Below are 12688 nucleotides of genomic sequence, written 5' to 3'. Positions count from 1 at the left end.
GTCAGTATCCTTCTGAGTCTAAATCGGGACGAAAAGCGTCGGTGTCGAGCCGGTTAACCTCGGTCTCAAGGCCGCCATCCGGATACAGCGTGAACCAACGCCAGCCTGGTGCCACGGTATCGATCGTAAAGCTGGTGCAGTGCGGTTTGAACTGAACGCAGGTTGAAGGGGTGGCCAGCACACGACGACCGTGCCACTCAAGGTCCAGCTCCTGGTGAATATGACCACAGACCAGCGTCCGGGCTAACGGGTAATGCTGTAACACCGCATCAAGCTGATGTGAGTTGCGCAGGCTGTGCTGATCGAGCCAGGTGCAGCCAGAAGCCAGCGGATGGTGGTGCAGCAGGACCAGCGTATGACGTTGCGGATAGCGGGCCAGCGCGTTATCGAGCCACTCCAGCTGATAATCGCTCAGCATCCCGTGCGGCACACCCGAGACCTGGCTGTCCAGCAACACAATCTGCCACTGCTCACCCACCAGCACCTGCTTGTGGGCATTGATATGAGCGGCTGCCAGCGTGTCGAACATCGCAGGCTGAAAATCGTGATTACCGGGCAGCCAGACGCAGGGCCGGGGCAAACGTGAGATGCCCTCAGCAAAATGCTGATAGGCTTCGATAGAGTGATCCTGGGCGAGATCGCCGGTGGCGATAATCAGGTCGTAGTCACGATGTTGCGCAATAATCGCATCCAGCACCGCTTTATAGCTCGACCAGGTGTTCACCCCAAGCAGCGATTCATGTTTTCCCGCGAACAGGTGGGTATCCGTGATTTGCAAAATCCTGATTTCGGAACCGTTCGCTGCAGGAAGAGTTAGCAGGCTATCCAAAGCGTTTCCTTCGTCTCCACGCCATTTACTGCATTATACGCATCAGCAGACCGGAACTGCCATCGCACCATGTGCCAGGCAGTAGCGCAGCCAGTCTGCGAGAAACTGGTTTATCTGATGTTTTTCATCGCGCTGGTGCAATTTTTTATTAGGATAATCATAGCGCGCTTTGAAACGATAGATCTGTTGAGTTGAACACACTTCGGCGACCATCGCATCGTGATAGAGCCTTACCGACATCGAGGGCAGACTCCAGTAACTCACGGCAGGCGCGACCTGGCGGATCTCCACCAGCGTGGTGTAGCGTGTCGACTCCTGAATCGTCAGCTGATAACGGGCGCCACTCACCTGATAGATCACCGATTCTCCCGCCTCATCGTTACGCGGCAGCAGGCGGCGTAACTGGGCGAAATTGGTTTCGCAGAGCCGCATCATTTCGGGAAAGTCAGGGGTATAGCGCTGTTTCATTTTTGTATCCACTCTTCGCGTAGTTTCTCATGGTGCAACGCCAGCCATTGCAGGGCGATGACAGACGCCGCATTGTCAATTATCCCCTCTTCCACCCAGCGGTAAGCCTGTTCGCGGCTCACCACATGGACAAGAATATCCTCATTCTCTTCCTCCAGACCATGGCATCCCTCTGCCTGGCTGGCATCCACTTCCCCAATCAGCACCGACAGACGTTCGCTGGTGCCGCCAGGGCTGGCCAGATAGTTAAGCAGGGGCTTAATCCGGCCGACCTCTAATCCTGCTTCTTCAACGGCTTCACGGCGCACGACCTGCTCGACAGATTCACCGGGCTCAATAATGCCGGCGACCATCTCCAGCAACCAGGGCGAAACACTGCTGTCATAAGCCGGGATGCGGATCTGTTCAATCAGCACCACTTCATCGCGTAAGGGATCATAAGGTAGCAGCACGGCGGCATGTCCGCGCTCAAAAACTTCGCGCTGTACTTCTCCACTCATTTCGCCGTTAAACTGGCGGTGGCGGAAGCGATAACGTACGACGGAAAAAAAACCATCATAGACGGTTTCGCGTGCAATAATTTCTACATCGTTTTTTGTGAAAGTCACAGGGGATTTTTTTTCTTCCGGCATCATCGGGTTCCTTATGCAGATTGAGGTGGAGCGAAAAAAGCCTGTAACCGTGCTCCATGTAAGTGGTTCTTTCTGAATTATTTACGTAAATTAGGGGGAGAAGGCACGTTCAGCCAACTTATCTCACAGTTGCCCTCTGCTAGAATCGGCGATAATTTTTTGGCTTACCCGGCAGCGCACCCACTGCAATTTGCTGCAACAAAAGGAATGCAAATGAAAAAACTGCTCCCATTTTTTATTGGGCTGAGCCTGGGCGGTTTCAGCTTCGCCAGCCAGGCCGAAGACCTGCTTCAGGTTTATCAACAAGCACGTCTGAGCAACCCGGATCTGCGCAGCGCCGCTGCCGATCGCGATTCTGCCTTTGAGAAAATCAACGAAGCGCGTAGCCCATTATTACCCCAGCTCGGCCTGGGTGCAGACTACACCTATAACGGCGGCTATCGCGACAGTAGCGGTCTCCATTCCAACACGACCAGCGGCTCGCTGCAATTAACCCAGACTATTTTCGACATGTCGAAATGGCGCGCGCTGACCCTGCAGGAAAAAGCTGCCGGTATCCAGGATGTGACCTATCAGGTGGCGCAGCAGGATCTGATTCTGAACACCGCGACCGCCTACTTCAACGTGCTGAAAGCGATTGATACCCTTTCTTACACCGAAGCGCAGAAACAGTCGATCTATCGCGAACTGGATCAAACCACTCAACGCTTTAACGTTGGCCTGGTTGCCATCACTGACGTACAGAACGCCCGTGCGCAATATGACAGCGTGCTGGCTAACGAAGTGACCGCGCGTAATAACCTCGATAACAACGTGGAAACGCTGCGTCAGATTACCGGCATGGACTACATGTCGCTGGCTTCGCTGAGCATTGATCGCTTCAGAACCGATAAGCCCGAACCGGTCAGCGCGCTGCTTAAGCAGGCAGAAAGCCGTAATCTGTCGCTGCTCTCTGCGCGTCTGAACCAGGATTTAGCCCGTGAGCAGATCCGTCAGATGGAAGCGGGTCATATGCCCACTATTGGTCTGACAGCCTCTACCGGCATGTCGAACAGTAAATATGGCGGCAGCCGTGCGAACCAGAGCCAGGGCTCTACTGACTCCATTAGCGGTACTAACCAGGTGGGTCTGAGCTTCTCACTGCCACTCTATAGCGGCGGCAGCGTCACCTCTCAGGTGAAACAGGCACAGTACAGCTTCGTCAGCGCCAGTGAATCGCTGGAAAGCGCGCACCGCTCTGCGGTTCAGACAGTCCGCTCATCGTTTAACAACGTGAATGCTTCTATCAGCAGCATCAACGCTTATAAACAGGCCGTGGTCTCTGCGCAAAGCTCTCTGGATGCGTCAGAAGCGGGCTATCAGGTTGGTACGCGTACTATCGTTGATGTGCTGGATGCAACCACCGTGCTCTACAACGCTAAGCAGCAGCTCTCCGATGCGCGCTATAGCTATCTGATTAACCAGCTGAATATCAGCTATGCGCTGGGTACGCTCAATGAGCAGAGCCTGCAGAAACTGAACAGCCAGCTGGGTAAAGAGATCCCGACCTCACCGGAAACGGTGGCACCGGAAAATGCACAGCAGACCGCGCGCGTGGATAGCGGTCCGGCGGCAACCGGCTCTTCTGAGGCAGCGCGTCCTGCGGCTCGCCACAGCAGCGGTAATCCTTTCGGTAATTAATGAGCGGACGGGCTGCTTTGCGGCCCGTCTCTCTGTTGAACGTATAACTAAGTAAAGATCCCTGTTGTATCAGGCCTCCAGCTTCAATTTTACCCCCCCATCCCCTATTCTATGCGCTACCTTTGGGCACAGGATAATCATAATGAAACGCACAAAATCTATTCGCTATGCCGCTTTTCGCAAAAGCTGGCAGGCACGCCATTTAACGCCCGTTGCTATCGCCGTTTCGGCGGTATTTATGCTGGCTGGCTGTGAACAGAACGACGAAACAGTTTCGATGTACCAGAACGCTGATGACTGTTCAAAAGCCAATCCGGGCCAGAGTGCGCAATGTACTACCGCATTCAATGAGGCTAAAAAAGAGGCGGAACGCACCGCGCCAAAATATGCCACGCGTGAAGATTGTGTCGCTGAATTTGGTGAAAACCAGTGTCAGCAGACACCGGCTCAGGCGGGCGTGGGCACCACTAATGCCGAATCGCAGCAGAGTGGCGGCAGCTTCTGGATGCCACTGATGGCAGGTTACATGATGGGCCGCATGATGGGCGGTGGTTCGGGCTTTGCACAGCAACCGCTCTTCTCTCCGAAAAATGCCCGCAGCCCGGCCAATGGTCAGTTTGTTGATGCATCAGGCCGTAATTATGGTGCAGCAACATCCGGCAAAAGCATGACCGTGCCGAAAACGGCGCTGGCACCAAAACCGGCTACCACCTCCACCATTACCCGTGGTGGCTTTGGTGAAACTGTCGCGAAGCAGAACAGCATGCAGCGTAGCAGCGCCAGCGGCACTTCCAGCCGCTCAATGGGAGGCTAACGCCCCGATGGAACGCATTGCCATTTCAGAGCGCCCAGGCTGGCGCGAAAAAGCCACCGAGTTCGGTTTTCGTTTTCACACCATGCATGGTGAACCCTACTGGTGTGAAGATGCTTATTACCAGTTCACGCTGGCGCAAATCGAGCATCTGGAAGATGTGACCGCTGAATTACATCAAATGTGCCTGCAGGTGGTGGAAAAAGTGGTTAACAGCGAAGCGCTGCTGACTAAATTCCGCATCCCCAAACACACCTGGGACTTCGTGCGCGATTCATGGCATCAGCGTCAGCCTTCGCTTTACTCTCGTCTGGATCTCGCCTGGGATGGCAAAGGCGATGTAAAGCTGCTGGAGAACAATGCCGATACGCCGACCTCGCTGTATGAAGCGGCGTTTTTCCAGTGGTTGTGGCTGGAGGACCAGCTTAACGCCGGTCAGCTCCCCGCAGGCAGCGATCAGTTTAATAGCCTGCAGGAAAAGCTGATTGAACGCTTTGCCGCGTTACATCAGCAGCACGGCTTCAACTGGCTGCACTTCGCCTGCTGCCGTGATACCGACGAAGATCGCGGCACCGTGCAATATCTTCAGGATTGCGCCACCGAAGCGGGACTGCCGAGTGAGTTTCTCTACATGGATGAAATTGGACTGGGCGAAAAAGGGGAATTTACCGACGCCCAGGATCAGGTGATTAGCAACCTGTTCAAGCTCTATCCGTGGGAGTTCATGCTGCGTGAGATGTTCTCCACCAAGCTGGGCGATGCTGGCGTGCGCTGGCTGGAACCGGCCTGGAAAAGCATTATCTCGAATAAAGCCTTGCTGCCGTTGCTGTGGGAGATGTTCCCGAATCACCCTAACCTGCTGCCCGCCTGGTTCGCGGAAGATGATGTGCCGCACATGGACAAATATGTGGTGAAACCGCTGTTTTCACGTGAAGGTGCCAACATCCGCATCGTTGAAAATGGTCAGGAGATCGCCCGCGTCGATGGACCCTATGGCGAAGAGGGAATGATCGTCCAGCAGTTCCATCCGCTGCCTAAGTTTGGCGACAGCTATACGCTGATCGGCAGCTGGCTGATTGACGATCAACCGGCCGGTATCGGCCTGCGGGAAGATCGCGACCTGATCACGCAGGATCTTTCCCGTTTCTATCCGCACGCTTTTATCGGTTAATGCACCGCGATAATCTCCGTTTGGTTTAGCGGTTAGACCGAGCCTGCGCAAAGAACACGGTCAGATCGGAAAGACGCAAAAGCCGTCATCCATGACACGCTCGGCCCGCGCCGTCCCTGGCGCGGGACGCTTTCCTCTTCTGACCGTGTTCCCTGCACAATAAGCTCTTCTATGGCTGTCAGCTTCGCCCTAACCTACCTGAACCGACAACATGCTGATCGCCCCCATCTCCATGCCATCAACCGGAATGCTGATGGCGTCATCCGGCTGACGTGCGCCAAGTACATAGAGCAGCGGCAGATAGTGCTCAGGTGTCGGATTAGAAAGCGCCGCACCAGGATGATCCATAAAGTTAACCAGCGGATGAGAAGCAGCATCGCTCTGCACCGCCAGGTTATCGCGCACGAACTGTTCAAAACTGCTGGCCCATGGATAAACTTCGCTGTTGCCATCCCAGCGCACTTTACGCAGGTTATGTACCACGTTGCCGCTGGCGACAATCATCACACCCTGATCGCGCAGTGCAGCCAGTTTCTGGCCCATCTCAAAGTGCCATGCCGCGGGTTTGGTGCCATCAATGCTTAGCTGCACCACCGGAATATCAGCATCCGGATACATCTTGATCAGCACACCCCAGGAACCATGATCCAGTCCCCACTTGTGATCCAGCGTCACCGCAACGGGCGCTAACTGCTTCACCAGCTGCTGCGCCAGTTCAGGCGATCCCGGTGCCGGATAGCGCGTATCAAACAGCGCCTGCGGAAAGCCACCAAAATCATGTATGGTCTCAGGCTGTGCCATTGCCGTCACGGCGGTGCCACGCGTATACCAGTGCGCCGAAACCGCAATAATCGCGCGTGGACGTGGCAGAGTATCGCCCAGGTGACGCCATGCGGCGGTATAGCGATTCTCTTCAAGGGCATTCATCGGGCTGCCGTGACCCAAAAACAGCGCTGGCATTCGTAACTGGCTCATTCGTGATCCCCGGGATCGAGTATTTGATAGCCATTACGATACGCGCATCCGCTGCTTTATCACGCGGATAAGCATGATGGTGATCATCAGGAAATTTGAATGAAATTTAACGTGGCAGGTTTAACAGCGCTTTCGGCATGAAGGAGAGAGGGAAAGTCAGCGGTCAGGCCGCGCCATCCCGAGCGTCAGGAAGAAAAACAGGCCCGGGAGGAGCCTGTTTATCGCGGCAGCCAGATTAGCTGGCGTGGCGTGTTTCGTGCGCGCGACGCCAGGCGATCAGATCTTCGATGGTCACCACCGGCATGTTGTGCTGACGGGCGAACGCAATCGCTTCTGGCGCATGGGCCATGGTGCCATCGTCATTGGTCAGTTCGCACAGCACACCTGCGGGCTTAAAGCCGGCCAGGGTGACTAAATCAATAGTCGCTTCGGTATGCCCGCCACGGGTTAATACGCCGCCTTCGCTGGCACGCAGCGGGAAGACGTGACCAGGGCGATGCAGATCGGTGGGTCTGGCATTGTCGGCAATGGCGGCGCGGATGGTGGTGATACGATCCTGCGCGGAGACGCCCGTGGTGACGCCTTCTGCGGCCTCAATGGTCACGGTGAAGCCAGTGCCGAAAGAGCTGGTGTTGTTTTCCACCATCATTGGCAGATCGAGCTGCTGGCGACGCGCTTCGCTCAGGCAAAGGCAGACGATGCCGCTGCCGTGACGGATAGTCAGTGCCATCTGTTCAACGGTCATGGTTTCTGCGGCGAAGATCATGTCGCCTTCGTTTTCGCGATTTTCATCGTCGAGTACCATCACACCGCGTCCCTCACGCAGGGCGGCGATAGCACGTTCTACACGCTGTTCAGGCGTGCCAAATTCAGAAAGTAGCGTCTGATTCATGGTAATAAAAACCTTAAAATGTATGGGTTACCAGAATCAGGGCGTGCTTAGGAGTGACGTCAAAAAGACGTGGCAATAACGTGAAGCAGACACAATTGTCCGACAGATGTCGTTACCCTCTCCCATCCGGACTGTAACCGTCGGCCCCGGAATTACACCGGATCTGCTGACCTTTACCTCTCTTTTCATCAAGATAAAGCGCTCGCGGGCTTTCAGCCGAAGCTGATTTACCGCCGGTGGGGAATTGCGCCCCGCCCTGAGAATAAGCACTTTAACTATAACGCCGATCGTTTGAGGCGGCAATCATCAATAGCGCAATTGCTTTTGCATTTCCTGCGTTACCGATTTGAGGTTTATCCTTTTCATTTCTGGCATTACACTTAACACTTATTACGTTGGTAAACACGCTGACACAGCTCCCCGTAACCAGGAAATCATCATGATCGACACGAAAAAAATTGAACAACTTGCCCGTCAGGTTCACGAAGCGATGCCTAAAGGTGTTCGTGAGTTTGGTGATGATGTCGAAAAGAAAATTCGTCAGGTTCTTCAGGCGCAGCTGACCCGGATGGATCTGGTCAACCGTGAGGAGTTTGATGTGCAGACGCAGGTATTACTGCGTACACGTGAGAAGCTGGCGGCGCTGGAGCAGCGTCTGGCGCAGCTGGAAAGTCAGGGGTCATCAGCCGGTACGCCGCCGACGGCAACCGCACCGGTAACCCCTGTTGCCGCGACCACACCATCAGCCGCCGTAGCGACCTCACCCGCAGCCTCGCCGTCACCGGTTGCAGACGTGGTGAAACCTGTTGTGGACAACAAGCCAGAATAAGCCTTTAAGCGGGAGCGCGGCTCCCGCTTACGCTGCGTTTTAGCTGCCGCGGATGGTTTTGATAATGTTGGTAGTGGAGATACCATCTTCGAAGTTCAGCACCTGAACGTCGCCGCCATTTGCCCACACTTCTTTGCTGCCCGCGATATCTTCTGGCTTGTAATCTCCCCCTTTGACCAGCAGGTCAGGGAGAATGCCCGCAATCAGCCGCTGCGGCGTATCCTCTTCAAATACCACCACCCAGTCGACCGCTTCCAGCGCGCCCAGCACGATCATCCTGTTTTCCTGTGGGTTCACCGGACGGCTTTCGCCTTTCAGACGTTTAGTTGACGCATCGCTGTTCACCGCGACAATCAGTCGATCGCCGAGCTTGCGGGCATTTGCCAGGTAGGAGACATGACCGGCATGCAGAATGTCGAACACGCCGTTGGTCATTACCACTTTTTCGCCACGGCGGCGGGCCATCTCCACGGCGGCTTTTAACTGCGCTTCGGTCATGATGCCGAAACCCTGTTCCGGGCGGGCATGAATCGCATTTTCCAGCTCAACGGTGCTGACGGTGGACGTACCCAGTTTACCCACCACCACACCCGCAGCCGCGTTGGCCAGGAAACAGGCTTCTTCCAGCGAATCACCGGCCGCTAATGCCGCCGCCAGCACGCCAATCACCGTATCGCCCGCACCGGTCACGTCATAGACTTCCTGTGCCTGGGTGGGCAGATGCAGAGGCGCTTTGCCCGGCTGCAGCAGCGTCATGCCATTTTCTGAACGGGTCACCAGCAGCGCGGAGAGGTCAAAATCGGCGATCAGCTGGGTGCCGCGCGCCACGATCTCCTCTTCGTTTTTACATTTGCCGACCACGGCTTCAAACTCAGAGAGGTTCGGCGTCAGCAGCGTCGCGCCACGGTAGCGCGCAAAATCGGTGCCTTTCGGATCAATTAATACCGGTACGCCCGCTTCGCGCGCCAGAGTAATCATGGTCTGCACGCTGGAGAGCGCACCTTTGGCGTAATCTGACAGCACCAGCGCACCCGCGGCGGCCAGTGACTCACGCATTTTCTGGTGAATCGGCTCCGGATCGACCTGATCAAAGCCCTCTTCAAAATCGAGACGGATTAGCTGCTGATTACGGGAAAGCACGCGCAGTTTGGTAATGGTCGGATGGCTTTTGACCGCCACGAAGTCACAATGCACGTTGACGTCTTTCAGCGTGTTACTCAACACACGCGCCGCATCATCTTCGCCAGTCAGGCCAATCAGTCGCGACGCGGCACCGAGTGCTGCAATGTTCATCGCCACGTTTGCCGCGCCGCCAGGGCGCTCTTCAACCGTGTCCACTTTCACCACCGGAACCGGCGCTTCAGGGGAGATACGGCTGGTTGGGCCATACCAGTAACGATCCAACATTACATCGCCAACAACCAGCACTGAGGCTTGGCCGAACGCGGGCAGAGTCACTTTCATTCCAGACACTCCAGACTGCATTAAAAATAGTGCGCGGATGATAGCACAGTTGCGATTTGTGCTATCAGCATCACGCCAGGATAGACGCAGGCGTTATCAGCCAGCGCTGCCAGCTGCTCAGAACCGTCTGCCGCTCCGCTGCATAGGCCTCTGGCTCAACGTGACCGGGCTGTTCCTGCAGGGCACGATGGTGCAATGCGTCGCGCAGCGTCACATAAGCCTGCGTCAGCGCCTGTGCTTCATCGGCGGGCATTTTATGGTACTTCGCCATCAGCTCGAAAATGCGCACATTGTCAGACCAGCGCGTCAGTTCAGGCTGCTCAGCGGCGTAGCGTAAGACAAGATATTGGGCGATGAATTCAATATCGGTGATGCCACCCGCGTCGGCTTTAATATCCCAGCGACCTTTATGTTTGTTGCTGAGGTGAGCGCGCATCTTTTCACGCATCTCACGCACTTCAGTTTGCAGCGCTTCGGCGGCACGGGGCAGCGACAGAATCGCCTGACGAATCACGCTGAAACGTTCACCCAGTGCCGCCTCGCCAAAGACGACGCGTGCCCGGACCAGCGCCTGATGCTCCCAGGTCCAGGCTTCACTGCGCTGATACTCTTCAAAGGCCTCAAAAGTACTGACCAGCATGCCCGCCGCGCCCGAAGGACGCAGGCGCGCATCCACTTCGTAGAGAATGCCGGAGGAGGTGCGGGTACTGAAGAGATGCATGATGCGCTGGGCGAGGCGCAGATAGAACTGACGGCCATCGATGCTGCGCTCTCCTTCTGTCACCGCGTCTGCCGGGCAGTCATGCAGGAACACCAAATCGAGGTCAGAACTGTAACCCAGCTCCCAGCCCCCCAGTTTGCCGTAGCCCAGCACGGCAAAACCGCGTTCATGTTCATTACTCAGATGCGAAGGACGGCCGTAACGCTGCACCATCATATTCCACGCCTGGCGCACCACAGATTCGATAATCGCTTCAGCCAGCCAGGTGAGATGATCGCTGACTTTCATCACCGGCAGCGTTCCGGCGATGTCGGCGGCAGCAATACGCAGATGCTGTGCCTGCTTAAACTGTCGCACCGCTTCCAGCTGCTGCTCTTCGTCCTCGGTAGGGATGCGCAGCAGATACTGTCGCAGCTCATCGCGATAGGCATCGGTGGCGGTTGGCTGATAGAGCGTGGCGGGATCGAGCAGTTCATCCAGCAATAAGGGGTGACGCGCCAGCTGGCTGGCTACCATCGGTGAGGCGGCGCACAGGCGAATTAAGTGGCGCAGCGCACCGTGATATTCGGTCAGCAGCTCCAGATAGGTGCTGCGGGTCAGCACGCCGATCAGCAGCGGCGTCAGGCGGCCGAGCGTCACCGCCGCATCTTCACGCGGGCAGACTTCGCTCAGCAGTCGCGGCATCAGCTGGTCCAGCGCCTGACGGCCACGCGGGCCGATGGTGCGCCGGTTGATATCCTGCCGAAACGCCTCCAGCGTCTGGTGCAGCGTAAGCCGCTGCTCGTCACTGAGCTGCGGCACCAGCGGCGCCAGTTCGCTATCCTCCAGCTGGTCCTGCCACAGCACCTGAAACTCTGCCAGCTCACGCTGGTCGCCAATCTCAGGGGTATCTTCGCCAATCAGCTCGTCGAAGATAGCGCGCACCGCCGCCATCTGGCCATCGAGCCGGGTCATCAGAGCAGGCCAGTCGGCACAATCCATCGCCCACGCCAGCCGGGCACGATGCAGTTCATCCTCTGGCAGGGTCTGGGTCTGCTCGTCGCCCAGGCTTTGCAGCAGATTCTCCAGCCGCCGCAGGAACAGGTAGGCAACACGCAACGCATCGACCTGTTCCGCGGGCAGCAGGGCCAGGGTTTTAATCGCCTCCAGCGTCGGCAGCAGTGAACGCAGCTGTAATGAGCGCTCACGCCCGCCGCGAATCAGCTGGAATACCTGCACGATGAATTCGGTTTCACGGATGCCGCCCGCACCCAGTTTGATATTGTTCTTCAGCCCGCGTCGCCGCACTTCGCGGCTGATCATCCCTTTCATGTTACGCAGTGACTGGATCACGCTGAAGTCGATGTAGCGGCGGTAAACGAATGGTCGCAGCATCTGCTGCAGTTCAAGGCTCCAGCGATCGTGGTCATCACCCATCAGCCGCGCCTTGACCATAGCGTAACGCTCCCAGTCGCGTCCCTGCTCCTGGTAATAATCTTCCAGCGCGGCAAAGCTCATCACCAGCGGGCCGCTGTCGCCAAACGGGCGCAGCCGCATATCCACCCGATAGACAAAGCCATCCATGGTGGGTTGATCCAGCACTTTGATCAGCCGCTGCCCCATGCGGGTAAAGAACTGAGCGTTGTCGAGTTCACGCCGTCCGCCACGCGTTGTGCCGTTTTCCGGCCAGGCAAAGATCAGGTCAATATCAGAGGAGAAATTGAGTTCGCCGCCGCCCAGCTTGCCCATGCCCAGAATCAGCATCGGCTGCGCGTCGCCGTCCGCATTACAGGGCGTACCAAAATCACGACAGCAATCCTGATAAACCCAGTCACGCGCCCGGCTGATCAGTACTTCGGCTAATGCGCTGAGCTGTTGCAGGCTCTGTTCGGTTGTGGCGTGCTGCAGAGACTGCATCCAGGCGATGCGTACCAGCATACGGCGACGAAACAGCCGCAGTTCACGCATCAGGCTCGCTTCACTGTCGATGCCGCTAAGCGCCTGATTGAGCCACGCAGCATAGTGTTGCCACTCATCAGGCTGCGGCGGCTGGTCGAGCATCGCCTGCCACCAGTCGGGATGTTGTTGCAGGTTTTCCAGCACAAAATCGCTGAAAGCCAGTCCGGCAGCCTGCTCCGGGCTTAACGAAGCCAGCGGAACCCCAAGCTGTCGGGCGGCCTCTTCGGCCTGGTCGCGTAGCAACGCGGGAAGTGCTGACAACATAACTCCCTCCTTGA

Annotated in this window: 11 protein-coding genes and 1 riboswitch; of the genes, 4 read left to right on the top strand and 7 right to left on the bottom strand. The window is 56.6% G+C overall.

What is annotated here, in order from left to right:
• Position 1 precedes the first annotated feature (1 nt).
• Genes cpdA through nudF form a run of 3 tightly spaced genes read right to left on the bottom strand, consistent with a single transcriptional unit; the run spans position 2 to position 1929 of the window.
• Positions 2 to 829, bottom strand: coding sequence for a 3',5'-cyclic-AMP phosphodiesterase (gene cpdA / locus EPG66_RS15670; protein ID WP_022623882.1), 828 nt, complete (start codon positions 827 to 829; stop codon positions 2 to 4).
• Positions 830 to 871: 42 nt separating this feature from the next.
• Entirely contained in the window at positions 872 to 1297 is a 426-nt protein-coding gene (locus tag EPG66_RS15665) for a DUF1249 family protein (RefSeq protein ID WP_008925735.1), read from the bottom strand.
• The gene (nudF, locus tag EPG66_RS15660) at positions 1294 to 1929 is read right to left on the bottom strand and encodes an ADP-ribose diphosphatase (RefSeq protein ID WP_031590867.1); all 636 of its coding nucleotides are present in this window, start codon (positions 1927 to 1929) and stop codon (positions 1294 to 1296) included. Before nudF ends, EPG66_RS15665 begins: the two co-directional genes overlap by 4 nt.
• A gap of 213 nt (positions 1930 to 2142) precedes the next feature.
• Between nudF and tolC the strand changes: the two genes are divergently transcribed.
• The 3 genes from tolC to EPG66_RS15645 all read left to right on the top strand — a co-directional run bounded on the left by tolC (position 2143) and on the right by EPG66_RS15645 (position 5591).
• Positions 2143 to 3609 (top strand): outer membrane channel protein TolC, encoded by a 1467-nt coding sequence (gene tolC, locus EPG66_RS15655; protein ID WP_039390667.1) that lies wholly within the window; start codon positions 2143 to 2145, stop codon positions 3607 to 3609.
• 142 nt (positions 3610 to 3751) lie between these two features.
• Positions 3752 to 4423, top strand: coding sequence for a DUF1190 family protein (locus EPG66_RS15650; protein ID WP_010249037.1), 672 nt, complete (start codon positions 3752 to 3754; stop codon positions 4421 to 4423).
• 7 nt (positions 4424 to 4430) lie between these two features.
• Positions 4431 to 5591, top strand: coding sequence for a glutathionylspermidine synthase family protein (locus EPG66_RS15645; protein WP_039390665.1), 1161 nt, complete (start codon positions 4431 to 4433; stop codon positions 5589 to 5591).
• A gap of 189 nt (positions 5592 to 5780) precedes the next feature.
• On the opposite strand, the gene ygiD is transcribed toward EPG66_RS15645, so the two are convergent.
• Both ygiD and ribB read right to left on the bottom strand, forming a co-directional pair.
• The gene (ygiD, locus tag EPG66_RS15640; protein WP_069025389.1) at positions 5781 to 6566 is read right to left on the bottom strand and encodes a 4,5-DOPA-extradiol-dioxygenase; all 786 of its coding nucleotides are present in this window, start codon (positions 6564 to 6566) and stop codon (positions 5781 to 5783) included.
• Positions 6567 to 6801: 235 nt separating this feature from the next.
• Positions 6802 to 7458: a 3,4-dihydroxy-2-butanone-4-phosphate synthase gene (ribB, locus tag EPG66_RS15635; protein ID WP_083070120.1), complete on the bottom strand. Its 657-nt coding sequence runs from the start codon at positions 7456 to 7458 to the stop codon at positions 6802 to 6804.
• 110 nt (positions 7459 to 7568) lie between these two features.
• Positions 7569 to 7726: riboswitch (FMN riboswitch) on the bottom strand.
• A 171-nt stretch (positions 7727 to 7897) separates the two neighbouring features.
• Here ribB and ubiK point away from each other — a divergent pair.
• On the top strand, positions 7898 to 8287 hold the full coding sequence (gene ubiK / locus EPG66_RS15630) for a ubiquinone biosynthesis accessory factor UbiK (RefSeq protein ID WP_031590881.1): 390 nt from the start codon (positions 7898 to 7900) through the stop codon (positions 8285 to 8287).
• Between the two features lie 39 nt (positions 8288 to 8326).
• Here ubiK and hldE read toward each other — a convergent pair whose 3' ends face one another.
• Complete coding sequence (hldE, locus tag EPG66_RS15625) at positions 8327 to 9751, bottom strand: bifunctional D-glycero-beta-D-manno-heptose-7-phosphate kinase/D-glycero-beta-D-manno-heptose 1-phosphate adenylyltransferase HldE (protein ID WP_031590883.1); 1425 nt, start codon at positions 9749 to 9751, stop codon at positions 8327 to 8329.
• 70 nt (positions 9752 to 9821) lie between these two features.
• Positions 9822 to 12674: a bifunctional [glutamate--ammonia ligase]-adenylyl-L-tyrosine phosphorylase/[glutamate--ammonia-ligase] adenylyltransferase gene (glnE, locus tag EPG66_RS15620; RefSeq protein ID WP_182687485.1), complete on the bottom strand. Its 2853-nt coding sequence runs from the start codon at positions 12672 to 12674 to the stop codon at positions 9822 to 9824.
• Positions 12675 to 12688 lie beyond the last annotated feature (14 nt).

This window comes from Pantoea pleuroti, from assembly GCF_014156615.1.
Lineage (GTDB): Bacteria > Pseudomonadota > Gammaproteobacteria > Enterobacterales > Enterobacteriaceae > Pantoea > Pantoea agglomerans.
The sequence above is the reverse complement of the archived record's forward strand: the minus strand, read 5'-3'. Positions and strand labels throughout refer to the sequence as shown.

Bases quoted from the DNA above. Each gene is read 5' to 3' on its own strand.
- EPG66_RS15665 (WP_008925735.1), bottom strand. From the start codon at position 1,297: ATGAAACAGCGCTATACCCCTGACTTTCCCGAAATGATGCGGCTCTGC.
- nudF (WP_031590867.1), bottom strand. From the start codon at position 1,929: ATGCCGGAAGAAAAAAAATCCCCTGTGACTTTCACAAAAAACGATGTA.
- tolC (WP_039390667.1), top strand. From the start codon at position 2,143: ATGAAAAAACTGCTCCCATTTTTTATTGGGCTGAGCCTGGGCGGTTTC.
- EPG66_RS15650 (WP_010249037.1), top strand. From the start codon at position 3,752: ATGAAACGCACAAAATCTATTCGCTATGCCGCTTTTCGCAAAAGCTGG.
- EPG66_RS15645 (WP_039390665.1), top strand. From the start codon at position 4,431: ATGGAACGCATTGCCATTTCAGAGCGCCCAGGCTGGCGCGAAAAAGCC.
- ygiD (WP_069025389.1), bottom strand. From the start codon at position 6,566: ATGAGCCAGTTACGAATGCCAGCGCTGTTTTTGGGTCACGGCAGCCCG.
- ribB (WP_083070120.1), bottom strand. From the start codon at position 7,458: ATGAATCAGACGCTACTTTCTGAATTTGGCACGCCTGAACAGCGTGTA.
- ubiK (WP_031590881.1), top strand. From the start codon at position 7,898: ATGATCGACACGAAAAAAATTGAACAACTTGCCCGTCAGGTTCACGAA.
- hldE (WP_031590883.1), bottom strand. From the start codon at position 9,751: ATGAAAGTGACTCTGCCCGCGTTCGGCCAAGCCTCAGTGCTGGTTGTT.
- glnE (WP_182687485.1), bottom strand. From the start codon at position 12,674: ATGTTGTCAGCACTTCCCGCGTTGCTACGCGACCAGGCCGAAGAGGCC.